A 25680-nucleotide genomic window follows, 5' to 3' on the forward strand; every position below is an offset into this window, starting at 1 on the left:
TGGATGGCCCCACCGTCAACCGAAAGCTGTCGGGGGGGGGGGGGGGGGGGGGGGGGGGGGGGGGGGGGCGGGGGGGGGGGGGGGGGCCCCCGCCCCCCCCCCCCCGGGGGGGGGGGGGGGGGGGCGGCCCCGCCCCCCCCCCCCCCCCCCGCCCCGCCCAACCAGCAGACACGCCAGAGCCGGCTGTTGCCGTTGACGTTGCCGTGGCTTGTAGCAGGTGCAGGGCACAGCCCTGCCGCCGCCTCCGGGAGGTAAACTAACCGGATGGCTTCCCGTCCCGCGCACGACCTGCTCCAACGCGTCTTTGGTTACGACGATTTCCGTGGTCCGCAGCAGGACATCGTGGAGCATGTGGCTGCCGGTCACGATGCCCTGGTGCTGATGCCCACCGGCGGCGGCAAGTCGCTGTGCTACCAGGTGCCGGCCCTGCTGCGTGACGGTTGTGGCATCGTCATCTCGCCATTGATCGCCCTGATGCAGGACCAGGTCGAAGCCCTGCGCCAGCTCGGCGTGCGTGCCGAGTACCTGAACTCCACTCTGGATGCCGAGACCGCCGGTCGCGTCGAGCGCGAGCTGCTGGCCGGCGAGCTGGACATGCTCTATGTCGCCCCCGAGCGACTGCTGACCGGCCGCTTCCTGTCACTGCTGTCGCGCAGCCACATCGCGCTGTTCGCCATCGACGAAGCGCATTGCGTATCGCAGTGGGGCCACGACTTCCGCCCTGAATACCGGCAGCTGACCGTGCTGCACGAGCGCTGGCCACAGATTCCACGCATCGCGCTGACCGCCACCGCCGACCCGCCGACCCAGCGCGAGATCGCCGAGCGTCTCGACCTGCAGGAAGCACGCCATTTCGTCAGCTCTTTCGACCGCCCCAACATCCGCTACACCGTGGTGCAGAAAGACAACGCCCGCAAGCAGCTGACCGATTTCCTGCGCGGCCACCGTGGCGAGGCCGGCATCGTCTACTGCATGTCGCGGCGCAAGGTCGAGGAAACGGCCGAGTTCCTGTGCGGCCAGGGTTTCAATGCCCTGCCCTACCACGCCGGCCTGCCGCCGGAAGTGCGCGCGAACAACCAGCGCCGCTTCCTGCGCGAGGACGGCATCGTGATGTGCGCCACCATCGCCTTCGGCATGGGCATCGACAAGCCGGACGTGCGCTTTGTCGCACATACCGACCTGCCCAAGTCGATGGAAGGCTACTACCAGGAGACCGGCCGCGCTGGCCGTGATGGCGAAGCCGCTGAAGCATGGCTGTGCTACGGCCTGGGCGACGTGGTCCTGCTCAAGCAGATGATCGAGCAGTCCGAGGCCGGCGAAGAACGCAAGCAGCTGGAGCGGGGCAAGCTCGACCACCTGCTGGGCTACTGCGAATCCATGCAGTGCCGCCGCCAGGTGCTGCTGGCCGGTTTCGGCGAGACCTATCCCCAGCCCTGCGGCAACTGCGACAACTGCCTGACGCCGCCAGCCTCGTGGGACGCGACCATTCCAGCGCAGAAGGCGCTGAGCTGTGTCTACCGCAGCGGCCAGCGCTTCGGCGTCGGCCACCTGATCGACGTCCTGCGTGGCAGCGAGAACGAGAAGGTGAAGCAGCAGGGCCACGACAAGCTCAGTACCTATGCGATCGGCCGCGACCTGGATGCACGTACCTGGCGCAGCGTGTTCCGGCAACTGGTCGCCGCCAGCCTGCTGGAAGTGGACAGCGAGGGCCACGGTGGCCTGCGCCTGACCGATGCCAGCCGTGACGTGTTGACCGGCCGTCGCCAGATCAGCATGCGCCGCGATCCGGCCAGCAGCACAAAGGGCCGCGAGCGCAGTGCGCAGCGCACCGGCCTGTCGGTGCTGCCGCAGGATCTGCCCCTGTTCAACGCCCTGCGCGGCCTGCGTGCCGAACTGGCGCGCGAACAGAACGTGCCGGCCTTCGTGATCTTCCACGACAGCACCCTGCGCAACATCGCCGAGCAACGCCCGACCAGCCTGGACGAACTGGCACGGGTCGGCGGCATCGGCGGCACCAAGCTGAGCCGCTACGGCCCGCGCCTGGTCGAAATCGTGCGTGAAGAAGGGTAGCGCCAACCGTACGCTGATGCCCCTGTAGAGCCGAGCCCCTGCTCGGCTGCCGTGGCTTCAGACGCAGCCGCGCCGGGGCGCGGCTCTAAACTGGAGCAGGTCCAACCTTGAACCAGCCATTCAGCCGGAAGTGCATCCACGGCTGCTTGCGGCTAGATTAGCGCCATGTCCCTCGCCTCGACCCTTCTCCGTGTCGTGCTCATGCTCAGCCTGTTGCTCAACGGGCTGAACGCGGCCATGGCCAGCGGTCACGAGGAAATGGGGCGGATGGCCCATGCCATGGCCGCCACGCTTGGAGGCGGCGATGCCGACTGCCACCACCACGCCGCCATGCAGGCCGACGAGGCCCCGCAGGCCAAGGCCCCCGCCCACGACGCCCACTGCCAGATCAAGGACTGCGTGCGCAGTTGCGCCCAGCACCCGCTGCTGGTGGTGCAGCCGTTGCCGTACCTGGCAGGCCCGGCGTTGTCGCTGGCACCACAGCCGATGCCGGCCACCGGCCTGCCGGCGCCGCCGCTGCCGCCCATCTCACGCCCTCCCATCGGCTGATTCCCCACGCAGCGTGCGCGCTGCGCACCGGAGCCGGCGACCTGCCGGCGTCTTTCCGTGTCTGGAGTCATCCTCATGAATACCCGTAATCCCCCCGGCCCGGGCGCCCTGCCCATGCCGTCGCGCCGCCTGTTTGTGCAGGGCCTGGCCGCCGGTGGCGTGGTCGCCGGCATCGCCGCCGTCGGTGTGCCGCAGCGCGCGCTTGCCGCGGCCACAGCCACCCCACGCCTGGCCGGCGCCCCGGCCGTGCTCAGTGATACCCGTCTGGAAATGTCCATCGGCGAATCGCTGGCCAACTTCACCGGCCGCACCCGTCCGGCGATCACCGTCAACGGCTCGCTACCCGCGCCGATCCTGCGCTGGCGCGAAGGCCAGACGGTGGATCTGTTCGTGCGCAACACGCTGGACCGCCACCCGACCTCGATCCACTGGCACGGCATCCTGCTGCCGGCCAACATGGACGGGGTGCCCGGCCTGAGTTTCAACGGCATCGGCCCCGGCGAAACCTACCATTACCACTTCGACCTCAAGCAGTCGGGCACCTACTGGTACCACAGCCACTCGATGTTCCAGGAGCAGGCCGGCCTGTATGGCGCGCTGATCATCGACCCGGCCGAACCGGCGCCGTACCACCACGACCGCGAGCACGTGATCATGCTCTCGGACTGGACCGACATGGATCCGGGCGCGCTGTTCCGGCGCATGAAGAAGCTCGCCGAGCACGACAACTACTACAAGCGCACCCTGCCCGACTTCCTGCGTGACGTGAAGCGCGACGGCTGGTCGGCCGCGCTGTCCGACCGTGGCATGTGGGGACGGATGCGGATGACGCCGACCGACATCTCCGACATCAACGCGCACACCTACACCTACCTGATGAACGGCACCGCGCCGGCCGGCAACTGGACCGGGCTGTTCCGCAGCGGCGAGAAGGTGCTGCTGCGCTTCATCAACGGCGCCTCGATGACCTACTTCGATGTGCGCATCCCCGGCCTGAAGATGACCGTGGTCGCCGCCGACGGCCAGTACATCCATCCGGTCAGCATTGACGAGTTCCGCATCGCCCCGGCCGAAACCTACGACGTGCTGGTGGAACCGAGTGGGCAGGACGCCTTCACCATCTTCTGCCAGGACATGGGCCGCACCGGCTTTGCCGCCGGCACGCTGGCGGTGCGCCACGGGCTGCAGGCACCGATTCCCGCACGCGACCCGCGCCCGCTGCTGACGATGAGCGACATGGGCCACGACATGGGGGGCGGACATGCGGGGCACGACATGTCCGCGATGATGGGCATGGACCATGGCAGCATGGACCACAGCGCACATGGCGGCGGCACTACCGCCAGCAAGGCACCGAAGCATCCGGCCAGCGAGCGCAACAACCCGCTGGTGGACATGCAGAGTTCGGCCACCGAACCGAAGCTGGACGACCCCGGCATCGGCCTGCGTGACAACGGCCGCCAGGTGCTGACCTATGGCGCGATGCGCAGCCTGTTCGAAGACCCGGATGGTCGCGAGCCCAGCCGCGAAGTCGAGTTGCACCTGACCGGTCACATGGAGAAATTCTCCTGGTCGTTCGACGGCATTCCGTTTGCCAGCGCCGAACCACTACGGCTGAACTACGGCGAGCGCATGCGCATCGTGCTGGTCAACGACACCATGATGCAGCACCCGATCCACCTGCACGGCGTGTGGAGCGATCTGGAGAACGCACAGGAGGAATTCCAGGTCCGCAAGCACACCATCGACATGCCGCCGGGCACCCGCCGCAGCTACCGCGTGCGCGCCGATGCCCTCGGCCGCTGGGCCTACCACTGCCATCTGCTGTACCACATGGAAGCCGGCATGATGCGCGAAGTGAGGATCGAAGAATGAGCCGCTCACTGCTTTCCCCCAGCCTGCTGGCCCTGGGCCTGGCCACCGCACTGCCGGTGTTTGCGCAATCGCATGCCGGGCATGACATGGGCACGATGGACGTGCCTGCGAAGGCCGCGAAGACCGCGAAGACCCCGGCCGAACCGGTCGATCATTCAACGATGGATCATTCGAAGATGGACATGGACGCGGCAGATCACGCCGACATGGACCACTCAACGATGGACCACTCGAAGATGGACCATGGCGCGATGCAGCCGGCGACGATGGGCCATTCCAAGATGGATCACTCCAGCATGGATCACGCGGCGATGGGTCACGGCACGCCCGCACTGACCGAACCGCGCGAACCGATCCCGGTCCCGACCGATGCCGACCGCGCCGCCGCGTTCCCGCCGATCGCGCATGGCGCGATGGAACACGCGCCGGGGATCAACAGCCTGCTGCTGATCGACCGCCTCGAACACTGGGACGGCAAGAGCAGCAACGGCCAGGCCTGGGAGGCTACCGGCTGGATCGGCGGCAACATCAACCGCCTGTGGCTGCGCACCGATGGCGAACGCAGCCGTGGCCGCACCGAGTCTTCATCGCTGGAGGCCCTGTACGGCCGTAGCGTGTCGCCGTGGTGGGACGTGCTGGTCGGCGTGCGCCAGGACTTCCGCCCCGCCGACTCGCGCACCTGGGCGGCCCTTGGCATCCAGGGCCTGGCGCCGTACAAATTCGAGAGCTCGGCCACGCTGTACATGGGCTCCGGTGGCCAGGTGCTGGCCAAGGCCGAAGTCGAGTACGACGTGCTGCTGACCAACCGGCTGATCCTGCAGCCGCTGCTGGAAGCCACGGTGGCGGCCAAGGACGAGCCGGAGTACGGCATCGGCCGCGGCCTGAACAAGGTCGAAGCCGGGCTGCGCCTGCGCTATGAGTTCAGCCGCCGCTTCGCGCCGTACATCGGCATCAGCCACGAACGCAGCTTCGGCGACACCGCCGACTATGCCGGCGACCACGCACGCGATACGCGCTGGGTGGCCGGCGTCCGCATGTGGTTCTGATCAGCGTATTGTGAGCAACCGCCAGCCCCGGCAGCCGCCGGGGCCGGCTACACTGCGCCACGTTCCAATGCAGGCTCCGCCATGTCGCTGCAGATCCGCCGCGCCACCCTCGCCGATGTCGACGCGCTGTCGGCCATCGCCATCACCACCTACAACGAAACCTGGGGCGACTCCTACCCGGCGCAGGAGCTGCAGGATTTCCTGCAGGCGCACTACAGCAGCGAACCGCAGCGCGCCGAACTGTCCGACCCGCGCAGTGCGATCTGGCTGCTGATGGACGGCGACGCCGTGGTCGGCTATCTGGCGGCCGGTGCCAACACCCTGCCACACGCCGAGGCGCGCGAGGGCGACATCGAACTGAAGCGTTTCTACATCCTGGCCGACCATCAGAACGGCGGCCACGGCGCGCGCCTGATGCAGGCGTTCATGGACTGGCTGGACCACCCGCAGCGCCGCACCCTGTGGGTGGGCGTGTGGGAAGAGAACTTCGGCGCACAGCGCTTCTACGCGCGCTACGGCTGCAGCAAGGTTGGCGAGTACGAGTTCATCGTCGGCGACACCCACGACCGCGAGTTCATCCTGCGCCGGCCGTGAGCATGCGGCCCCTGTAGAGTCGAGCATGGCTCGACTGTACAAAAGCAACGCGCCTAGAAGTCGAACAACTCCGACAGGAAGCTGTCCTTCTTCTTTTTCTTGTAGCCGTGGCCGTACTGCTGGCCGCGGTTGTCCTCGTAGCGCTGGCCAAGGTGGCGGGTATCGCGATGCATCACCGGCGGCGGCGCAGCGGCCGGCTGTGCCTGCACCGGCGCAGGCGGCGGTACCGTTGCACTGGCACCAGCACCGGCGCGCTCGATGATCTTGTCCAGCTCGCCACGATCCAGCCACACGCCGCGGCAGCTCGGGCAGTAATCGATCTCGATGCCATGGCGCTCGGCCATCTGCAGGGTCTGGGTCTTGCACACGGGGCACAGCATCGGCATTGCTCCTGTCGGTCTGGCTTCGACTCTACCTGCACTGCGATGACTGTGCGGCAACGCATGACCGATGGCACAGGGACTTCCGGCGCGTGCCAGCGTCCCTCGCCACCTTCCACACTGCACGCTGGTTCCGCAGGGAGTGCGCGCATGACCATTCTTTCCCGCCTGCCCAACGCCGTGCGATGGGTGCTGGTGCTGCTCGGCGTCGGCGTTGGCCTGAATCTGCGCGATATCGCGGCTGCCGCAGGCACGCCGATTCCCGCCTTGCCTATGCCCTACGGCGGCAGCCTGCTCGACAACGCACTGGCCGTGCTGCTGGCGCTGCTGCTGGCCGCACTGCTGCGCCCGCGTGGGGAGGGCCTGATGGCCAGCCTGGGGCTGCGCGGCAACGGCTGGCGCGGCCCGTTGTGGGTGTTGCTGGCCAGCCTGCCCTGCTGGCTGGGACTGGCGCTGCTGGGCACGCCCAACACCGCACTGACCGCACTGGATGCAACGACGCTCGCCGTGCTGTTCCCGCTGGCCGAGGAAGTGCTGTTCCGCGGCCTTGGCTTCGTGCTGCTGGTGAAGCTCATGCGCGGCCCGTGGGCCCTGCTTGCGCTGCCGCAGGCGCTGCTGTTCGGCTGGGTGCACTGGCTCGGCTTCGGTGGATTCGACGGCGGCGGCACCGCCCTGTTCGTCGGCGCGGTGATCGCACTGGGCGGCTTCATCTTCGCCTGGCTGGACCATCTGGATGGCGACACCCTGTGGTGCGGCCTGGTGCTGCACGTGTCGATGAACCTGGCCTGGAATGTGTTCAGCCTCGATGACACCGTCGCGCTCGGCTGGCAGGCCACCAGCCTGCGCATAGGCACCGCGCTGCTGGCGGTAGCGGTACTGGCCTGGCAGGTACGCCAGCGGCGCCAGCGCCCGCTGTAACGCCCACTTAGCCTGGCGTGCACGCCGGGATCACCCCCGGCTTGCGCATACTTGCGCGCCTTTTCATTGCTGCTTTCCGGAGCTGTAGCGTCATGTTGCTGTCCAAGCGCCACGTTGAACCCCGCGTCCTGCTGATCGAGGACGCCGAGGAAACCCGCGAGCTGAGCCGTCTTGCGCTGGAAAGCCAGGCCTGCCACGTGGTGGGCGTGAGCTCTGCCGAAGCGGCATTGGGCCTTCTGGCCGCTGGTGAGCGTTTTGACCTGCTGTTCACCGACGTCAACCTGGGTGCGATCAGCGGTATTGAAGCTGCCAACCAGGTGCGCGGGCTATATCCGCAACTGCCGATCCTGGTGACCTCGGGCATGGACCAGCATCAGGTGCTGCCGCAGCTGCGCGATGGCATCCATTTCCTGCCCAAACCGTACAACATGAGCGAGCTGCTCGACGCCATCCGGCTGTGCTTCCGGCACGCCGATGTGGGCGTGTTGACCCGGCCGGATGCACAGGCGGCGTGAGGCGTTCATCCACCATCAACCGCTGCTGTACGGTCCGGTACCCGGGAACACCTTCAGCAGCGCGCGGGTGATCATGTCCGGGTAGACCGTGAAGTGATCTTCGTCATCGATCACCATGTTCTCCACCTTCAACGATCGCCCGCTGTTGCGCAGCTGCTCGGCGAATTCGGCGTTGTGGCGCAGCATGTCGTTGCGGGTGAAGTAACGCGGTTCGGGCTTGACCGTTTCAAAGCTGCCCACCGACAGCACCACCGTGGTCGGCTGCGCCGGCGCCTTGGCTTCGGCCTGCATGCGCGGCACCCGATGGTCATCGAACCACAGCGACGGACTGGACAGGATGTAGGTGCGGAACATGTCCGGGCGCGTGGTCAGCACATAGGCGCCGAACAGGCCACCATAGGAATGACCCGCATAGGCGCGCCGCGCCGGATCAGTGCGGTAGCGCGCATCGATCATCGGCAGCACCTGCTCAGCGAGGAAATCGCGGTAGTGCGCCGCGCCGCCGTAGCTGACGTCATCGCTGTAGTCACGCGGATCGGTACGCGCCGGGTCGCTGGGCGTGTAATCGCGCGAGCGGCTCTGCTTGGACGTCAGGCCCTCCTGCGGCGGCAGCCCGACCAGGATGAAATCCTCCAGGTTCACGCCCTTCTGCCCCACCATGTTGCGCACGCTGCGCACCAGCGGGAAGCTGTACAGCGCATCCGTCACGTACAGCACCGGATAGTGCTTTTCCGGATGTGCGGCGTAGTCGGACGGCAACGCCACCCAGACCGGATAATCGCGGCCGACCGGGTCGTGCACGCGCAGCGCTTCGGTATCCGGCAGTACCACGCCCGGCGCAGCGGCGGCCGGGCTCTCCTTCGCTTCACTCTGCGCTGCCGGCGGCGCCACCGACATCGCACAGCCACTCACGGCCAGGCAGGCCGCCACACTCCATCCACGCACACGCTGCATCCACACTCTCCCGTTGCGGGCGGCGCACCGGATGGCGCCGCTGCCGCATCCTTGCATGGTGCGCAACCCGCTGCCAGTGCGGGTCAGGGCGAGGCCGGCGGCGGCGCCGGGAACAGCGTGCGCAGCGCCTGCAACGCGGCCGGATGATAGATCGTGGCGTGGGTTTCTTCCGGCAGAGGAAGGTACTTCACCAGCGGGGATGGCGACGCCTGTTGCAGCAGCGTTGCCAGTTGCGCGGCAGAGGCTGCAAGCTCCGGCTGCCCACTGCTGGCCAGGAACACGCGCGGCTGCGCACGCGTCACTGACGGCAGCTGCTTGGCCGCAGCACCCAGCATCGTGCCCCGGTTCCACCACAGGCTAGGGTCCAGCGCGATGTAGCTGTTGAACAGCGTCGGCTCCTGCAGCAGCGTTTCCACCACGAACAGGCCGGCCAGCGACTCGCCGATCAACGCACGCTCGTCGGTGGTCGGGTAGCGCTGGCGCACCTGTGGCATCAGTTCATCGCGCAGGAAGGTGCGGTAGGCCGCCGAGCCGCCGATGCGCGGCGCGATCTTCTGGTCCTGCGGGTCCTTGCTGGGGCCGGTCATGTCGCGGCGGCGCTCGGTGTTCTCGATGCCGACCAGCAGGAACGGACGCATGCTGCCATTGCCACTCAGCACCTGCACCAGGCCGGCCACGTGCAGGAAATCCTCACCGATGCCGCCGTCGGGCATGTAGAGCACCGGCAGCGGCGTTTTCGGGTCAAGGCCCCACGGCTGCGGGCGGTAGACGTTGATGCGACGGTTCTCGCCCAGCGCCTTCGATTCGAGGGTGAAGGTTTCGCCGATCACCAGCGGGGTTGCGGCCGCTGATTGTGCGGACGGCGCCGGTTCGGCGGCCATCAACGGCGTAGCGGAGACGGTGGACAACAACAGCGACAGCACGATGAGGCGCATGGGGAAAACCCATCCTGGGAAAGAGACCGAGGATACCGCCCTGCCGCAGGCATTGGCGGCTTCGGCACGCTCAACACCCCTGCCAGATGCGTAGATCCACGCCAAGCGTGGATGGACCACTGTAGAGCCGAGCCCACGCTCGGCTAGGCCTTGGTGCAAACCGCAGCCGAGCATGGCTCGGCTCTACAACACCTCACCCAGGCGCGGACGCCAACACCTCGTTCGTCGCAAATGCACCGATATTTGAGGACATGACTCGCGGGTCGTGCCACCACTTCAGGCGATAATCACGCCAACTATCCACGTGATACATCACGGCATTGTCGCCGCCGCCAGCAGATTTCGACATTTTCCAACGCGATTGACTGAGCACTAGAACGAACACGTCGCGTGCTGTCGCTTGCTGCATCAGATGTGTCTGCGCCACCATCGCCGCGCGCCTGGGTACTGCATTTCTCTTCGGAGAATCCTCATTGAAATCCAAGCGCATGCGTAAACACCATGCTGCGCCACCGACAACGGGTGGCACCGGGCCTGCAAGCCCGTGATGACTGTAAGCATGTTGTTTGCGCTCACCCGCCGACACTGTCTCTGGACCGTGCCGGCGGGTGATCCGTCGGCCTTCATGGCGGGCGGTGCGTGGGGGTTTTCGGACCCGCCGGTTAACTGCTTACTGTCATCCCGGCTTGCAGCCACGCATCGCCCGCCACCCGCCCTGCGCGGTGGCATTCCCACCCCAGCGCCGAGGAAGCCGACATGACCCAGCGTCCGCCCTATGCTTCAGATGCCGCCAGCGTCAACGATGACGACGACAACCCTTCGCCCGAACTGAGCACCTTCCTGGGCTGCCTCAGACGCATCCGCGCGGGCGAAGGCGCCGATGGCTTGCCCTGGCCTGAAACCAGCCTTTCCGCAGGGCGCGGGGTTGCCCTGTCGCGGGTGGAACGGGCCGCCATCGGCATGCTGACCGTTGCGGAAATGCTGCACGCAGCCGACCGTTGTCGATCGATGGCAACGCCGGAACGCCATCTGGATGCAGGCGTGGTTGAAGGGCTGTTCTTTGGCTGCCGCAGCCTGGCCGAGCTGGTGTGCCGGGATGTGCGGCCGGAGTAGCCTCACCCTGCACCGCAAACCGGGCCATACTGGGGCCGGACCGGCCGGTACCGGGTCCCATCGAAACCTACAAGGAGGTTTGTATGTTGAATGTTGTGATCGTTGCCGCGCTGGCTGCTGGCCCCGCTGCGTCCGTACCGTATGCCGATTGCCTGCTGGGCAATATCCAGCCCGGACTGTCCGATCATGCAGTGCAACTGGTACAGCAGGCGTGTGCCGCAAAGCATCCAGACAGTTTCCTTGCCTCGCTGGAACTGGAACGCACCTACAGCGCCCAGCGGCAGGCGCGGTTCGATGCGGATCGTGCCGCGGCGGAGCGGGCCGCCAACGCCGCAGCCTCTGCCGCACAGGCAGCGGCGGAGCGCGAGACGGCGCGAGCGCAGGGTGCCAAGGCCAAGTAGGAGTTGGCACAAGCAACAAAAAAGGCACCGCTTGGCGGTGCCTTTTTGAATGACCTGGATCATTGATGCAATGGTGGGCCGTGTAGGATTCGAACCTACGACCAAAAGATTAAAAGTCTTCTGCTCTACCGACTGAGCTAACGGCCCATTGCACTGCCCCAGCCTTTCGGCGGGGTGGGCATTCTACCCTACTTTGGCCGATCGCGTGAAACCCCGGTGTGTCGAGGTTGCCGGCCAGCGGCCGGCTCTACCTCGATCTGGGCCGCGGGCTTAAACCTTCCGGGCCAACGTCGCATCTCAGCTGTGATCCATCGCGGAACTCCGGATGCGCCTGCCCTTCAGCCTCATTGCCGCCCTGCTGCTGCCCTGCGCGGCCCTGGCCGCCCCGTCCCAGGTGGTCACCGACGACATTGCCCGCTTCTGGGCCACCTACGATGCGGTGCGCGCCGAACCCGACGCCGAGCGCCAGGTGGCGCTGGTCCAGCAGCGCTACATCGATCCGGGCAGCCCGGGACTGCATGCGCTGATGCAGGTGCGCAACTACACCGCCCGCGAATACGCCGAGGCCATGAACGCGTGGCCGCGCTTCTGGACATCGGTGCGGCCGCTCACCGCCAACGCACAGCAGGCCAGTGCCTCGCTGGAGCGCGATCTGGCTGCGTTCCGTGCGCTCTACCCTGCCCTGCGCCCGGCCACCATCACCTATGCGGTGGGCGTGCTGCGCACCGGTGGCACCACGCTGGGCGACAAGGTGCTGCTTGGAGCGGAGATGGCGCTGGGCGATGAGCGCGTGGACGTGAGCGAGCTTCCGGAGAAGATGCGCGACCGCCTGCGGATCTTCTACGACAGCCGGCCGGGCGCGAACAACGCGCAGAACAACCTGCACGAGTACGTGCACACGCAGCAGCGTGAGACCACCGGCAGCCTGGCCCAGTACGCGGTGCGCGAGGGTGTGGCCGAGTATGTAGCAGAGCGGTTGAGTGGGCGTCGGCCGGCGTTGCCGCTGTACAGCTACGGGCCCGCGCATGAGGCGGACATCCGCACGCGTTTCATTGCCGAGATGGACGGCGGTAACCTCGACAACTGGCTCTACAACAGCGCCCGCAATCCGTTCGGGGTGAGTGATCTGGGGTACTACGCCGGGTATCGCATCGCACAGGAGTACATGCGGCGGCAGAAGGATGAGAAGGCTGGGATCGCGCGGATGATCGAGTTGGACTATGCCGATCCGAAGTCGGTGCGGGCCTTCATCGAGGCGTCGGGGTGGTTGCCTGATGAGGCTGCCGGCCAGCGGCCGGCACTACCAGACTCCAGCCGCCGGTAGCGCCGGGACAGAGAGTGCGAACCAACGGTTCGCACCCACCATCGGGGGCATCAGCCCCATCACCTCAGGCGTACAACGTGGGGTCCGGCACGCCGGCTTCGGTGAAGCCCTGCGCGCGCAGGCGGCAGGCGTCGCAGTGGCCGCAGGCGGCGCCGTTGGCGTCGGCGTTGTAGCAGGACACGGTCAGGCCGAAGTCCACGCCCAGGCGCACCCCTTCGCTGACGATCTGGCCCTTGCTGAGGAACTGCAGCGGGGCATGCACCTTGATGCCGGCGCCTTCCACGCCCGACTTGGTGGCCAGGTTGGCCAGCGCCTGGAACGCGGCCACGAACTCGGGGCGGCAGTCCGGGTAGCCGGAGTAGTCCACGGCGTTGACGCCGCAGAAGATGTCATTGGCACCGAGCACTTCGGCCCAGCCCAGGGCCAGCGACAGCATGATGGTGTTGCGCGCCGGCACGTAGGTGACCGGGATGCCGGCACCGCCGGCTTCGGGCACGTCGATGTCGTCGGTGAGTGCCGAGCCACCGATGCTGCGCAGGTCCACGTCCACGGTCTTGTGCGCGACCACGCCCTGGGCTTTGGCCACGCGGGCGGCGGCGTCCAGTTCGGAGGTGTGGCGCTGGCCATAGCGCACGCTCAGGGCATGCACGGCGAAGCCCTGTTCCTGGGCCATGGCGATGACGGCGGCTGAATCCATGCCGCCGGAGAGAAGCACGACTGCCTTCTTCATGGGTAAAACATCCGGTTGGGAGGGGAAAGCCAGCACGCTGTCCCGCGCCGGAGTTACATCAGGGAACGTTGCCTGGCCTCATCGGCCCGGCTCGTCGTTCCACAGGATTTTATGCAACTGCATCTGGAAGCGCACCGGCAGGCGGTCTTCGACGATCCAGTCGGCCAGCTGGCGCGCGGTGATCTCGCCCTTGCTGGGCGAGAAGAACACGGTGCAGCGCTTGACCAGATCGTGCTCGGCCAGCAGGGCCTTGGCCCAGTCGTAGTCTTCGCGGCTGCAGATGACGAACTTGATCTGGTCGCGGGCGGTCAGCAGCGGCAGGTTTTCCCAGCGGTTGCGCGCCACTTCGGCCGAACCCGGGGTCTTGATGTCGACTACGCGCGATACGCGCGGGTCCACCGCGCTGACATCCAGCGCGCCGGAGGTTTCCAGCGAGACGTCCATGCCGGCGTCGCACAGCTTCTGCAGCAACACCAGGCAACGCTTCTGCGCCAGCGGCTCGCCGCCGGTCACGCAGACGTGGCGCACGCCCTGGGCCATCACCTCGGCCACGATGTCGTCGATGTCCCACCAGGTGCCGCCGTGGAAGGCGTAGGCGGTGTCGCAGTACTGGCAGCGCAGCGGGCAGCCGGTCAGGCGCACGAACACGGTCGGCCAGCCGGCGGTATCGGCTTCGCCCTGCAGCGAGGTGAAGATCTCGGTGATCTTCAGGCGCGGCAGCGGCGACTGCACGATGTCGCTGGGGGTGGCGACGGCGTTGGACGGGGTAACGGCGGTCATGGCGGGCACTTCTTGGTGGGACACGTGGCGGGTGGGCTACCGTGGCCGGTAACGAAAGCAGCCGAGCATGGCTCGGCTCTACAACTGCAACCGGACGGGCATGGCCCGGCGCTACCGGATCCGGGCGGGTTTGCCGATCCGGAAACGAAAGCAGCCGAGCATGGGCTCGGCTCTACAGGGCAGCTATTGTACGCCCGGTCAGCGGATCAGCGGATCTGCTTGCCGAGGCGGATGGACTGCAGCCGGTCCTGGGCAGTGCGCGCGGCGTCCGAGCCCGGATACTGTGCCACGACGGTCTCCAGCGTCTGCTGGGCCTGGTCGACCTTGCCCTCGCCATACTGCGAGAGGCCAACCTTGAGCAGGCCGCCAGCGGCCTTGTCGTGGGTCGGATAGCGCGCGAGCAGTTCACGGAACTGGGTCTCGGCCATCGGGAAATTGCGGGTGGCGTAGTAGCTCTCGCCCAGCCAGTACAGCGCGTTCGGCGCGTAGACGCCGTTCGGGTACAGCTGCAGGAAGCTCAGGAACAGCTGCGCCGAATCATCGTACTTGCCGGCCTTCAGCGAATCGAAGGCGACGTTGTAGGAGGTGCGCTCGTCGCCGGTGGCGGCAAGGCTGCCGGCATCACCATGGACGGAAGGCGGCCGCTCGGAAGTGGCCGCCGCTGCGGGTTTTGCCGGGGCCGGTGCGGCCTTCGGCGCGCTCGCCGGAACGGGCGGCAGGGCCGGGGCGGCATTGCCCCCTTCCAACCGGTTCAGGCGGCTGTCCAGATCCAGGTACTGGTCCTGGGCGGACTGCTTGAGCTGGGCGTTGTCGTGCTGCAACTGCTCGATCGAGGCCTGCAGGCTGGTGACCTGCTGCCGCAGCTGGTTGATCTGGTTCAACAGGTCCTGGTTGGCACTGTTGTTGTACATCTGCTGCTCGAGCGCGCCGACACGGTCAGCCAGGCTCTGTCGCTGTGCATGCGCCGGTGCGGCAGCCACGAGGGCTGCCGCAACGACCAGCATCAGTTTGATGCCAATGCGCATGGATTACTGAGCGGTGTAGACGATTTCGACGCGACGGTTCTGCGACCAGCAGGACTCGTTCGACTCGGTGCAGACCGGACGCTCTTCACCGTAGGACACGACGGTCAGCTGCGAAGCCGAGCCACCGTTGGCCTGCAGGGCCGAGTTGACGCCGTTGCCACGACGCTCGCCCAGGGCCTGGTTGTACGCGCGCGAACCGCGCTCGTCGGTGTGACCCTGCAGGGTGATGCGCGAGGACGGACGGTCACGCAGGTACTTGGCGTGGCAAGCCATGATGGCCTGGAATTCCGGCTTCACGTCTTCCTTGTCCAGGTCGAAGTAGACAACGCGCTGGCGCAGGCAAGCGTCGGTGTCCAGGTCGCCCGGGCCGTACAGGCCCGAGGTCGACGGACCGGTCGGGGTGGTGGTCGAGGTGCCGGTGTCGACCGGGGCTGCCGGCTCTTCCTTCACCTTCTTCGAGCAACCGGCCAGGACGGCCACAGACAGCAGGGAAACAAGCAGAACGCGGGTGGACTTGTTCATGGCGATACCTTTGTGGCTCCTAGGCCGATGAGGGGTTCAAGACAACGAAAATATTAACACTCTTTTAGCGCTGGGTACGGTATGGGGACCATGCCGGTTCGCGCACATCACCATCGGCCAGGACCAGACGCTGGCGAACCCGCGCATCGGCCGAGACGGCATACAACACGCCACGCCCACCTTCGCGGGCGGCGTACAACACCATGCTTGCGTTGGGCGCAAAGCTCGGCGACTCATCCAGCGAACCCGGCGACAGCGTGCTCCAGCGCGGCGAACCCAGCGAGCTGTCCATCATCGCGATCTTGTAGCTGTTGCCCGAGCCCTGGGCGACGGCGATCTTCTTGCCGTCGTAGGACACCGAGGGCTTGGCATTGTAGTTGCCCTGGAAGGTCACGCGCTCGGCGCTGCCGCCGCCCGCACCCACCTTGTAGACCTGCGGACGGCCGCCGCGGTCGGAGGTGAAGTACACCGCGCTGCCATCCGGCGCCCAGGTCGGCTCGGTATCGATGGCGAAGTGGTTGGTCAGCTGGGTCAGCTGCTTGCTGCCCAGGTCCATCACGTAGATTTCCGGGTTGCCCGAACGCGACAGGGTCAGGGCCAGCTTGCGGCCGTCCGGCGAGAACGCCGGGGCGCTGTTGATGCCGCGGAAGCTGGTGACCAGCTCACGCGCGCCGGTGCCGATGTTCTGGATGTAGATGGCCGAATTGCCACGCTCGAAGCTGACGTAGGCCAGCTTGCTGCCATCCGGGCTCCACGACGGCGACAGCAGCGGCTCGGCCGAACGCACGATGGTCTGCGGGTTGTAGCCGTCGGAGTCGGCCACCATCAGCGCATAGCGCATGGCATCGCCCTTGCCGCTGGCGGTCACGTAGGCGATGCGGGTCCAGAAGGCGCCGCGCACACCGGTGATCTTTTCGTAGATGGCGTCGGCCATCTGGTGGGCAACGTCGCGCATGGCGTTGCCACGGGCGGTCATCGCCAGGCCCAGCAGGCGCTCCCCCTTGGGCACGTCGAACAGTTCGTACTCGACGCGGTAGGCGCCAGCCCCGGCGTCGAGCACGCGGCCGACCACGATGTAGTTCTGCTTCAGCGCGCGCCAGGTGGCGAACTGGATGTCGCCGCCGCGCACCGGCTTTTCGACGATCTGCGCTTCGGGCAGCGTACGGAACTGGCCCGAACGCTCCAGGTCGGCACGGACCACGCCAGCGACGTCGGTCTGCGGTGCAGCCGCCGAACCCTGATAGGGCATCGGCACGATGGTGATCGGCAGCGCGGAGGCATTGCCGCCGATGATGTCGATATCCAGCCCCTTCTGCTGCGCGACGGCAGCAAAGGGCAGCAACAGGGCCGCAAACACGGCAAGCCAGCGAGGCATCTTTTTCATGGAGCGCTCAATAGGGGGAAACCGGAACGAGGGATAACAAAGCGGAAGTGAACCGCTTCGCAATCATGAACCAAGGGTACGTGAATTCCGGGTCAGTTCCAGCCCGTCCTCTCACGCACCGTTAACGTCGTGGCTAACATCGCGCCCGCCTGCCCCGTCACGCCGCCCAGCGGGGCGGTGTTCGACAGCAGTCCACAGACTGCCCGACCGGAACCGGGCCGACCAGAGGCAGGCACGACAAACGTGGGCACGAGCGGCCGTGCTGGCCGCCCTGCCCGGCCGCCTCAGCGATCCTGGGCGGTAAAGGTGAAGTTGAGCGTGCGCGCGAATACCGACTCAAAGCCGCGATACGGCAGCGGCTGCGCGTTGAGCACAGCGGCCTCGATCGAACGCTTGCCGGCCTCGTCGTACGGGCAGTTCGGGCTGACCTTGGCCTGCATCACCGTGCCACCCGGAATCTGGGTAATGGTGATCTGGCAGCGCTGGCCCAGCGGCACCGTATCCGGGCGCACCCACTGCGACAGTACCTTGGCCTGGATCGCGGCTGCGTACTTGGCCGAAAGATCGTCGCTGTTGCCTCCACCACCGGCGGCCGGCTGGGACGCACCGCTGGCACCGGCGGCGGCACTGCCGGCAGCGTTGCGCGCGGCGGCCACCTGGCGCAGCTTCTGTTCGGCCAGCTTGGCTTCCTTCTCGGCCTGCTCGCGGCGGGCACGGATCTCGGCGATCTTCTTCTGCTTCTCGGCCTCGGCCTTGTCAGCGGCCACGCGCTCCTGCTCGGCCTGCTTCTTCTTCTCGTCCGCTTCCTGCTGCTTTGCCAGGCGCAGCTTCTGCTCCGCTTCTTCCTGGCGCTTGCGTTCGGTCAGGTCGATCTGCTCCTGGCGGCGCTTGGCTTCCTGCTCCTGCTTGGCCTTCTCCTGCGAGATGGCCAGCGCGCTCACCGCTTCCTGGTCCTTGGTGTCCGGCTGCGCGACGCGCTCCTGCGCCTGTTGCTGCTGCGGCGTGGGGGCGTCCTGTGGGCGCGGCTCGGGGATCGGCTGCGGCGGCGGAATGGTGTCTTCCGGCACAGGGATCGGCTCGGCCACCGGCGGCGGCAGGTCTTCCAGCTTCTCGGACTGGCGCAGGGCCTGGCGCGCGGCCGAGGCCTCGGACGCGGACAGCGCCAGGCTGGCCTCGACCGACGGATCACCGGCGGCGGCGTCGGTGTTGCGCTCGGGCGACCAGAACCAGGCCACGATGAAGACCAGCGCGACCAGCAGGTGCACCAGCAACGCCAACGCCAGGGGCAGGCCCCAGCCGGGTTCGCGCTGCTGCGGGGGTGGCAGGGCGTCAGCGTGCATCGGTGGCCAGGCCTACCTTGTCTACCTTGGCGCGCTTGATCACATCCATCGCGGCGATGACCTTTTCATAGGCCACGGCACGGTCGGCGGCGACGATCACGCGCACGCCCTTGTCCTGGGCGGCGATGCCGGCCAGGCGGCCTTCCAGTTCCTCGGCCGACACGGCAGTCGGTTCCTTGGCATCGGGCAGCTTCAGGCTGAGCTGGCCGTCCTGGCGCACCGAGACGATCACCGGGTCCTGCTTGCTTTCCAGCGCCTTGGCGTTGGACTGCGGCAGGTCGACGTCGAAGCTCAGCGTGAGCAGCGGCGCGGTGACCATGAAGATGATCAGCAGCACCAGCATGACGTCGATGTAGGGAACGACGTTGATTTCCGATTTCAGCTTGCGGCGCTTGCGGCGACCGATGGCAGCGGACATGGCTTGGACTCCCGGGTCAGGCGCTTACTCGTCGCCAGCGCTCTGGCGCTGCAGGATGGAGCTGAACTCTTCGGCAAAGGTCTCGAACCGCACCGACATGCGCTCAACGCGGGTGGTGAAGCGGTTGTAGGCCCACACTGCCGGGATGGCCACGAACAGGCCGATGGCGGTGGCGAACAGCGCTTCGGAGATGCCCGGGGCAACGGCGGCGATGCCGGCCTGCGCACCGCTGCTGATCATGTCGTGCATGGTCACCATGATGCCGAACACGGTGCCGACCAGGCCTACGTACGGCGCGGTCGAGCCGATGTTGGCCAGCAGCTCCAGGTTGCGCTCGAGCTGGTCCACTTCGCGGGTGTAGGTGGTGCGCATGGCACGCTGTGCGCCTTCCAGCTGCGCGCGGCCATCCAGCCGGCGCTTGTCGCGCAGGCGGGTGTATTCGCGGAAACCGGCTTCGAAGATGGCTTCCAGGCCGCCGACATTGCGGCTGCGGTCGGTGGCCGAGCTGTACAGCTTGCCGAGGTCGGCGCCGGACCAGAAACGGTTCTCGAACTCGTCGGCTTCACGGGTGGCCTGCTTGAACACGCGGGCCTTGCGGAAAATGATCACCCAGCTGACGAACGAGCCGACCAGCAGCAGCAGCACGATGATCTTCACCGGCAGGCTGGCCTTGGCCATCAGCTCGAGGTAGTTGATGCCGCCGCCGGTGGTGGCCTGGGCAAGGGTCTGGGTCGCGGCGTTGCTGACATCGGCCGGCAGTGCCTCGGTGACCGTGGCCTGCAGGGCCAGGAGCGTTGCGATCATCCGTTGTTCCTCAAAGTTCGGATTCGGGGTGGAGGTGGGGTTGCAGCATGGCAAGGACGGCGTCGTCCATGCCACGCGGGCGGAAACTGGCCGCTTCCAGTGCGGCGATGCGGACCTGGGCCGACAGCAGCAGTTCGCCATCGCGCAGGATCTGCTGCTCGAAGACCATGCTGGCCTTCTTCAGCTGGACCAGGCGGGCGCTCACCTGCAGGGTGTCATCCAGCCGTGCCGGCCTGATGAAATCCATCTGCATCGAACGCACCGCGAAGATCATGCCGTGCTCGATGCGCATGCGCTCCTGGCCGTAGCCCAGCGCGCGCATCCATTCGGTCCGGGCCCGTTCCATGAAGGCCACGTACCGGGCGTGGTAGACCACGCCACCGGCATCGGTATCTTCCCAGTAAATGCGTGTCGGCCAACTGAATCGCGGCTCAACCGACATCGGGAACCTCGGCGAACAGGTCCTGCGGCGGGTTCTTGGGTTTCAGGCCCATGTGCCGGTAGGCCTTGTGGGTGGCCATGCGGCCACGCGCAGTGCGCACCAGGAAGCCCTGCTGGATCAGGTAGGGCTCGACCACGTCTTCCAGCGTGCCGCGCTCTTCGGACAGCGCCGCGGCCAGCGATTCGATGCCGACCGGGCCACCGTCGAAGTAGTCCACCATCGTTTTCAGCAGGCGCCGGTCGAGCTCGTCGAAGCCTTCCGGGTCGACCTTGAGCATCTTCATCGCGGCCTGGGCCACCGGCTCGTCGATGTGGCCACCGGCCTTGACCTGCGCATAGTCGCGCACGCGTCGCAGCAGGCGGTTGGCGATACGCGGGGTACCCCGCGCGCGGCGTGCGATCTCCCCTGCCCCATCGGCGGTGCAGTCGATGCCGAGGATGCTGGCGGAGCGGCGCACGATACGGGTCAGCTCCTCGACGCTGTAGAACTCCAGGCGCTGGACGATGCCGAAGCGGTCGCGCAGCGGCGCGGTCAGCAGGCCGGCGCGGGTGGTGGCGCCGATCAGGGTGAACGGCGGCAGGTCGATCTTGATCGAGCGCGCCGCGGGGCCCTCGCCGATCATGATGTCGATCTGGAAGTCTTCCATCGCCGGGTACAGCACTTCCTCGACCACCGGCGACAGGCGATGGATCTCGTCGATGAAGAGCACATCGTGTGGCTGCAGGTTGGTCAGCAGCGCGGCCAGGTCGCCGGCCTTCTCGATCACCGGGCCGGAGGTCACCCGCAGGGCCACGCCCAGTTCATTGGCGATGACATGACTGAGGGTGGTCTTGCCCAGGCCCGGCGGCCCGAAGATCAGCACGTGGTCGAGGGCGTCGCCACGCCCCTTGGCCGCCTGGATGTAGATCTCCATCTGCTCGCGCACCGGCACCTGGCCGAGGTAATCGGCAAGGCGCTTGGGGCGGATGCTGGCGTCGGCGGCGTCATCCTCGCGGGTGGCGCCGGCGCCGATGATGCGGTCGTCGGTCATGTGCTGATTATGCGGCAAAAGTACGGGTTTCGGCCGGGCTGCGCCCGGCACCCGCAGAGGCCGAAGCAACGGCAACAGCCGAAGCAAGAGCAGAAGCAGGGTTGCTGAGGGATGGCAGGGTGGGTCCGGCTGCGGGGGGGCCGTAAATACGTCCATGTAGGCTCGGTCGCCGCATCCATGCGGCTCACGCCCCCGCAACCGGACCCACCCCGCCTTCGACAGATTCCCGCGATCTGTCTGGATGGCGTGGCCTGCTCTGCCCGCTCTTGGTGGGTGTCGACCTTGGTCGACACGGTAGATCCACGCCATGCGTGGATGGAACGGTGCAGCCGAGCAATGCCCAGCTGCTGGCGCGGAACACTTCGGGAAGCCCAGCCCCCTTGTTGTTCAAGGGGGCGCGCCGATAGGCGGGGGGATAAGGTGGAATGCGCGCGGGGCCCACGGTTTGCGCAGCAAATCGTGGGACGTAGCGCAGGTGGAGATTAAATCTCTACCTGCGCGCCCAGCTCGACCAAACGGTTGCCTGGAATCCGGAAGAAGCCCGTGGCCGGCGCGGCATTCCGATGCATCAGCGCGAACAGCTTGTCGCGCCAGATCGGCATGCCGCGGTTGGCGGTGGCCACGATGGTCTCGCGGCTGGCGAAGAAGGTGGTGTCCATCGGGTCGAAGTAGATGCCGCCGTGGTCGCACGAGCGCATCAGCGCCAGCGGCACGTCCGGGGTCTCCATGAAGCCGAAGCGCACGTAGACCCGGTAGAACTCGTCGCCCACCGATTCGATCTTCAGCCGCTGTCCCTCCGGCGCGTACGGCACCGGCAGCGTCACCACGTGCAGGAACACGTTGCGCTCGTGCAGCACCTTGTTGTGCTTGAGGTTGTGCATCAGCGCGTGCGGGGCCACGGTCGGGTCGGCGGTGAGGAACACGGCGGTGCCCGGCACGCGTACCGGCGGTGCCAGCATCAGGCCCGGCAGGAAGGTATCCAGGCGGATGCCGTCCTTGCGGATCTCATCGCGCAGCAGTTCGCGGCCACGGCGCCAGGTGCGCATCATGGTGAACAGGAAGATGCCCAGCACCACCGGGAACCAGGCGCCCTGCAGCAGCTTGGCGCCGTTGGCGATGACGAAGCCGAGGTCGATGATGAAGAACACCACGCACAGCGGCAGCAGCCAGGCGCGCGCCTTCGGCCACAGCGAGCGGGCGACCAGGGCCAGCAGCAGGGTATCGATCAGCATGGTGGCCGACACCGAGATGCCGTAGGCCACGGCCAGGTTGGACGAGCTGCGGAAGGCCAGCACCAGGCCGATCACCATCACCGCGATACCCCAGTTGATGCCCGGGATGTAGATCTGGCCGATGGTGTCGTGCGAGGTGTGCTTGATGCGCATGCGCGGGATGTAGCCCAGCTGCATGGCCTGGCGCGAGACCGAGAACGCGCCGGTGATGACCGACTGCGAGGCGATCACCGCCGCCATCGTGGCCAGGATGATCATCGGGTACAGCGCCCACGACGGCACGGCCTCGAAGAACGGGTTCTTCAGCGCCTCGGGATGGTTGAGCACCAGCGCGCCCTGCCCCAGGTAGTTCAGCACCAGGCACGGCAGCACGAAGAAGTACCAGGCGTGGCGGATCGGCTTGGCGCCGAAATGGCCCATGTCGGCGTACAGCGCTTCGCCGCCGGTCACTGCCAGCACCACCGCACCGAGGATGAAGATGCCGTGCCAGCTGTGCTCCATGAAGAAGCGGATCGCCCACCACGGGTTGAAGGCTTTCAGCACTTCCGGCGCGTCGACGATGTTGTAGATGCCGATCGCCGCCAGCGAAATGAACCAGACCGAGGTGATCGGGCCGAACGCCTTGCCGATCTTCTCCGTACCGAAGCGCTGCGCGGCGAACACCATCAGCAGCACCACCACGGTGATCGGCACGATGAACGCATGCAGGCCGGGGGCCGCCACCTCCAGGCCTTCGACCGCGCCCAGCACTGAAATGGCCGGGGTGATCACGCCGTCGCCGAAGAACAGCGAGGCGCCGAAGATGCCCAGGATGCCCACCACATAGGCCGAGCGCGACCCGTTGCGCAGCGTGCGCTGGGTCAGCGCCATCAGCGCCATGATGCCGCCCTCGCCGTCATTGTCGGCGCGCATGATGATGGTCACGTACTTCAGCGTAACCACGATGTTCAGCGCCCAGAACGCCAGCGACAGCACGCCCAGCACGGTGTCGTGGTCGCTGTTGAGCCCATAGTGCGGCGAGAACGCCTCCTTCAGGGTGTACAGCGGGCTGGTACCGATATCGCCGAAGACCACGCCGATCGCACCGATGATCAGCGCCATGCCTCCGGCTGGAGGAGCGTGACCGTGGCCGCCGGGGGCAGCTGCGTGCGGGGTTTGACTGCTGGACATGGGACTCCTGGCGAAGCTCAGGCGGTTCGTTGAAGGAAAGGAAGGCGGATCAGCGCAGCGCCGACTGCAGCGCCTTGCGGATCACGGTGGCCACTTCGTCGCCTTCATTGAAGGCGTCCCGGGCCATGCGGGCGGCTTCAGCCGGCTTGTAGCCCAGCTGCTGCAGCGCCACGGTGGCATCGGACAGCGGGTCGGCCGGGGCCGGGCCACTGCCGGTGGGCAGCGCGCCGCCGGCACCGAACTGGGCGGCGCGGTCACGCAGCTCCAGCACCATGCGCTCGGCGGTCTTCTTGCCGATGCCCGGAATGCGGGTCAGCGCGGTGATGTCGCCGGCCTGGACCATGCGCGCGAATTCCTCGACGGTGACGCCTGACAGCACGGCCAGCGCGATCTTCGCGCCGATGCCGCTGACCTTCTGCACGTCGCGGAAGAGGCGCCGCTCGCCCTCGCGCAGGAAGCCGTACAGCGAGACGCTGTCTTCCTTCTGTGCGTAATGGGTGTACAGGGTGACCTCGCGGCCGAGCTCGGGCAGGTCATAGAAGGTGCTCATCGGCGCCTCCAGCTCGTAGCCCACTCCGTTCACGTCCACCACCAGCCACGGCGGCGCCTTGTAGGCGACGATGCCGCGCAGTCGACCGATCATTGCGTGCAGCTCCTCATTTGCGGCCCCACGCCTGGCGGGCACTGAGCCCCAGGCGGTTGGCCGTCGCCCTTACGTGGGCATGGGTGATCGCCACCGCCAACGCGTCGGCCGCGTCGGCCTGCAGCTTGGTTTTCAGGTTGAGCATGAGCCCGACCATGTGTTGAACCTGTTGCTTTTCGGCGCCACCGCGGCCGACCACCGCCAGCTTGATCTCGCTGGCCGCATATTCGTGCACCGGCAGGTCGCGCAGCACCACGGCCGAGATCGCCGCGCCACGGGCCTGGCCCAGCTTCAGCGCTGAATCGGGGTTGCGGGCCATGAACACGCGTTCGATGGCCACTTCCTGTGGCTCGTATTCGCGGCACAGGTCGGCCAGGCCCAGCACCAGCAGCTTCATGCGCTGCGGGAAGTCGTCGGCGCCCAGCAGCACCAGCGGCTGGTGGTGCACGTGGCTGACGCGGCCGGTGGCGTCGACATCGATGATGCCGACCCCGGTCCGCTGTGAACCGGGGTCGATGCCGAGGATGCGGGTCATGCCGCACTCCTGGCGGGGCGGAACGGGAGGCGCTGGCAGGCGTATGGGCTCATGACTGTCCGCGGTGACCGTTCAACGGCCCGCGCCCAGGCCGTCGAAGACGGCTCAGGCGTAGGCGTCGGCGCCGAGTTCGGCGTTGGAGTACACGTCCTGCACGTCGTCCAGGTCTTCCAGCATGTCCAGCAGCTTCTTGACCTGCAGGGCGACGTCGCCTTCGACCTTGATGTCGTTGTCGGCGCGGAAGGTGATCTCGGCGTGGTCGGCGACATGGCCCGCAGCGGTCATTGCATCCTTGACCGCGTTGAACGCGTCAGGGCTGGTGACCACATCGATCGAGCCGTCGTCCGGATAGACCACGATGTCATCGGCGCCGGCCTCGATGGCCGCTTCGGTGATGGCTTCCTCGTCGGCACCCGGGGCGAAGCTGAGCACGCCCAGGCGCTTGAACATGAAGGCCACCGAGCCTTCGGTGCCCATGTTGCCGCCGCACTTGCTGAACGCATGGCGGACATCGGCCACGGTGCGCACGCGGTTGTCGGTCAGGCAATCGACGATCACGGCCACGCCACCCGGGGCGTAGCCCTCGTAGCGGATTTCCTCGTAATCGACGCCTTCCAGTTCACCGGTGGCCTTCTTGATGGCGCGCTCGATCACGTCCTTGGACATGTTCACGGCCAAGCCCTTGTCCACCGCCACGCGCAGACGCGGGTTGTTGTTGGGGTCGCCTCCACCGCCGCGCGCGGCAACGCCGATCTCGCGGATGATCTTGGTGAAAATCTTGCCGCGCTTCGCGTCGGACGCGTTCTTGCGGGCTTCGATGGAGGGGCCTCTACCCATGGGTGCTACCGTCTGGCTGCTTCAGGATCAAGGCGCGGATTCTACCTGATCGGGGGCGGCAACCGTGTCTAGGCCCGTATTGTTGTAGAGCCGAGCCAATGCTCGGCTCAATGG

General features: G+C 66.9%; 28 protein-coding genes and 1 tRNA gene. 10 read left to right on the forward strand and 19 right to left on the reverse strand.

Annotated features, from left to right (window positions below; all coding sequences use genetic code 11):
- The first annotated feature begins 264 nt into the window (after positions 1-264).
- The 5 genes from recQ to V3B41_RS14330 all read left to right on the forward strand — a co-directional run bounded on the left by recQ (position 265) and on the right by V3B41_RS14330 (position 6134).
- On the forward strand, positions 265-2070 hold the full coding sequence (recQ, locus tag V3B41_RS14310) for a DNA helicase RecQ (RefSeq protein ID WP_329861546.1): 1806 nt from the start codon (positions 265-267) through the stop codon (positions 2068-2070).
- 165 nt (positions 2071-2235) lie between these two features.
- Positions 2236-2619 carry a CopL family metal-binding regulatory protein gene (locus V3B41_RS14315; protein ID WP_197619921.1) on the forward strand — a complete coding sequence of 128 codons (384 nt, stop codon included), beginning with the start codon at positions 2236-2238 and terminating at the stop codon, positions 2617-2619.
- Between the two features lie 75 nt (positions 2620-2694).
- Positions 2695-4494, forward strand: coding sequence for a copper resistance system multicopper oxidase (locus tag V3B41_RS14320; RefSeq protein ID WP_197619922.1), 1800 nt, complete (start codon positions 2695-2697; stop codon positions 4492-4494).
- Positions 4491-5540 (forward strand): copper resistance protein B, encoded by a 1050-nt coding sequence (locus tag V3B41_RS14325; RefSeq protein WP_197619923.1) that lies wholly within the window; start codon positions 4491-4493, stop codon positions 5538-5540. The genes V3B41_RS14320 and V3B41_RS14325 overlap by 4 nt, the downstream gene beginning before the upstream one ends.
- Before the next feature lie 81 nt (positions 5541-5621).
- Entirely contained in the window at positions 5622-6134 is a 513-nt protein-coding gene (locus V3B41_RS14330) for a GNAT family N-acetyltransferase (protein WP_197619924.1), read from the forward strand.
- Positions 6135-6187: 53 nt separating this feature from the next.
- Here the strand turns inward: V3B41_RS14330 and V3B41_RS14335 are convergent, their stop codons facing one another.
- Positions 6188-6514, reverse strand: a complete 327-nt coding sequence (locus V3B41_RS14335; RefSeq protein WP_049428698.1) for a zf-TFIIB domain-containing protein — start codon at positions 6512-6514, stop codon at positions 6188-6190.
- A gap of 150 nt (positions 6515-6664) precedes the next feature.
- Between V3B41_RS14335 and V3B41_RS14340 the strand changes: the two genes are divergently transcribed.
- Both V3B41_RS14340 and V3B41_RS14345 read left to right on the forward strand, forming a co-directional pair.
- The gene (locus V3B41_RS14340; RefSeq protein WP_197619925.1) at positions 6665-7432 is read left to right on the forward strand and encodes a CPBP family glutamic-type intramembrane protease; all 768 of its coding nucleotides are present in this window, start codon (positions 6665-6667) and stop codon (positions 7430-7432) included.
- Positions 7433-7524: 92 nt separating this feature from the next.
- Positions 7525-7947: a response regulator gene (locus V3B41_RS14345; protein ID WP_049428703.1), complete on the forward strand. Its 423-nt coding sequence runs from the start codon at positions 7525-7527 to the stop codon at positions 7945-7947.
- A 15-nt stretch (positions 7948-7962) separates the two neighbouring features.
- Here the strand turns inward: V3B41_RS14345 and V3B41_RS14350 are convergent, their stop codons facing one another.
- The 3 genes from V3B41_RS14350 to V3B41_RS14360 form a co-directional block, all read right to left on the reverse strand.
- A complete protein-coding gene (locus V3B41_RS14350; RefSeq protein WP_197619927.1) occupies positions 7963-8901 on the reverse strand; it encodes an alpha/beta hydrolase-fold protein in 939 nt (312 codons plus the stop codon).
- 83 nt (positions 8902-8984) lie between these two features.
- Positions 8985-9836 carry an alpha/beta hydrolase-fold protein gene (locus V3B41_RS14355; protein ID WP_329861553.1) on the reverse strand — a complete coding sequence of 284 codons (852 nt, stop codon included), beginning with the start codon at positions 9834-9836 and terminating at the stop codon, positions 8985-8987.
- A 193-nt stretch (positions 9837-10029) separates the two neighbouring features.
- A complete protein-coding gene (locus V3B41_RS14360; RefSeq protein WP_152906565.1) occupies positions 10030-10326 on the reverse strand; it encodes a hypothetical protein in 297 nt (98 codons plus the stop codon).
- A gap of 266 nt (positions 10327-10592) precedes the next feature.
- Between V3B41_RS14360 and V3B41_RS14365 the strand changes: the two genes are divergently transcribed.
- Together V3B41_RS14365 and V3B41_RS14370 are read left to right on the forward strand one after the other, a co-directional pair.
- Positions 10593-10949, forward strand: a complete 357-nt coding sequence (locus V3B41_RS14365; protein ID WP_197619930.1) for a hypothetical protein — start codon at positions 10593-10595, stop codon at positions 10947-10949.
- 83 nt (positions 10950-11032) lie between these two features.
- A complete protein-coding gene (locus tag V3B41_RS14370) occupies positions 11033-11350 on the forward strand; it encodes a hypothetical protein (protein ID WP_049428710.1) in 318 nt (105 codons plus the stop codon).
- A 71-nt stretch (positions 11351-11421) separates the two neighbouring features.
- Here V3B41_RS14370 and V3B41_RS14375 read toward each other — a convergent pair.
- Positions 11422-11497 (reverse strand) — tRNA-Lys (locus V3B41_RS14375).
- A 178-nt stretch (positions 11498-11675) separates the two neighbouring features.
- On the opposite strand from V3B41_RS14375, the gene V3B41_RS14380 reads away from it, so the two are divergent.
- Entirely contained in the window at positions 11676-12674 is a 999-nt protein-coding gene (locus V3B41_RS14380) for a DUF2268 domain-containing putative Zn-dependent protease (protein WP_049428711.1), read from the forward strand.
- Positions 12675-12738: 64 nt separating this feature from the next.
- Here V3B41_RS14380 and queC read toward each other — a convergent pair whose 3' ends face one another.
- The 14 genes from queC to V3B41_RS14450 all read right to left on the reverse strand — a co-directional run bounded on the left by queC (position 12739) and on the right by V3B41_RS14450 (position 25566).
- Positions 12739-13404 carry a 7-cyano-7-deazaguanine synthase QueC gene (queC, locus tag V3B41_RS14385; RefSeq protein WP_043400548.1) on the reverse strand — a complete coding sequence of 222 codons (666 nt, stop codon included), beginning with the start codon at positions 13402-13404 and terminating at the stop codon, positions 12739-12741.
- A gap of 78 nt (positions 13405-13482) precedes the next feature.
- Complete coding sequence (queE, locus tag V3B41_RS14390) at positions 13483-14184, reverse strand: 7-carboxy-7-deazaguanine synthase QueE (protein ID WP_100443661.1); 702 nt, start codon at positions 14182-14184, stop codon at positions 13483-13485.
- 206 nt (positions 14185-14390) lie between these two features.
- Positions 14391-15209, reverse strand: coding sequence for a tol-pal system protein YbgF (gene ybgF / locus V3B41_RS14395; protein ID WP_033832980.1), 819 nt, complete (start codon positions 15207-15209; stop codon positions 14391-14393).
- 3 nt (positions 15210-15212) lie between these two features.
- Complete coding sequence (gene pal, locus V3B41_RS14400; protein WP_005410748.1) at positions 15213-15731, reverse strand: peptidoglycan-associated lipoprotein Pal; 519 nt, start codon at positions 15729-15731, stop codon at positions 15213-15215.
- A gap of 64 nt (positions 15732-15795) precedes the next feature.
- Positions 15796-17115: a Tol-Pal system beta propeller repeat protein TolB gene (tolB, locus tag V3B41_RS14405; RefSeq protein ID WP_032128528.1), complete on the reverse strand. Its 1320-nt coding sequence runs from the start codon at positions 17113-17115 to the stop codon at positions 15796-15798.
- Between the two features lie 284 nt (positions 17116-17399).
- Positions 17400-18455, reverse strand: coding sequence for a cell envelope integrity protein TolA (gene tolA, locus V3B41_RS14410; RefSeq protein WP_329861557.1), 1056 nt, complete (start codon positions 18453-18455; stop codon positions 17400-17402).
- Positions 18445-18873: a protein TolR gene (tolR, locus tag V3B41_RS14415; protein WP_005410751.1), complete on the reverse strand. Its 429-nt coding sequence runs from the start codon at positions 18871-18873 to the stop codon at positions 18445-18447. Before tolR ends, tolA begins: the two co-directional genes overlap by 11 nt.
- A 24-nt stretch (positions 18874-18897) precedes the next feature.
- Complete coding sequence (tolQ, locus tag V3B41_RS14420; RefSeq protein ID WP_006438802.1) at positions 18898-19677, reverse strand: protein TolQ; 780 nt, start codon at positions 19675-19677, stop codon at positions 18898-18900.
- 10 nt (positions 19678-19687) lie between these two features.
- Complete coding sequence (gene ybgC / locus V3B41_RS14425; RefSeq protein WP_106551053.1) at positions 19688-20119, reverse strand: tol-pal system-associated acyl-CoA thioesterase; 432 nt, start codon at positions 20117-20119, stop codon at positions 19688-19690.
- Positions 20109-21149, reverse strand: coding sequence for a Holliday junction branch migration DNA helicase RuvB (ruvB, locus tag V3B41_RS14430; protein WP_005410754.1), 1041 nt, complete (start codon positions 21147-21149; stop codon positions 20109-20111). The genes ybgC and ruvB overlap by 11 nt, the downstream gene beginning before the upstream one ends.
- A gap of 482 nt (positions 21150-21631) precedes the next feature.
- Positions 21632-23482, reverse strand: coding sequence for a potassium transporter Kup (locus V3B41_RS14435; protein WP_180848865.1), 1851 nt, complete (start codon positions 23480-23482; stop codon positions 21632-21634).
- 118 nt (positions 23483-23600) lie between these two features.
- Complete coding sequence (gene ruvA, locus V3B41_RS14440) at positions 23601-24194, reverse strand: Holliday junction branch migration protein RuvA (protein WP_010481591.1); 594 nt, start codon at positions 24192-24194, stop codon at positions 23601-23603.
- Positions 24195-24207: 13 nt separating this feature from the next.
- Complete coding sequence (ruvC, locus tag V3B41_RS14445; RefSeq protein WP_006386268.1) at positions 24208-24729, reverse strand: crossover junction endodeoxyribonuclease RuvC; 522 nt, start codon at positions 24727-24729, stop codon at positions 24208-24210.
- Positions 24730-24834: 105 nt separating this feature from the next.
- A complete protein-coding gene (locus tag V3B41_RS14450; protein ID WP_049429571.1) occupies positions 24835-25566 on the reverse strand; it encodes a YebC/PmpR family DNA-binding transcriptional regulator in 732 nt (243 codons plus the stop codon).
- Positions 25567-25680: the final 114 nt, after the last annotated feature.

It is taken from the genome of Stenotrophomonas sp. SMYL89, assembly GCF_036319985.1.
GTDB classification, from domain to species: Bacteria; Pseudomonadota; Gammaproteobacteria; order Xanthomonadales; family Xanthomonadaceae; genus Stenotrophomonas; species Stenotrophomonas maltophilia_Q.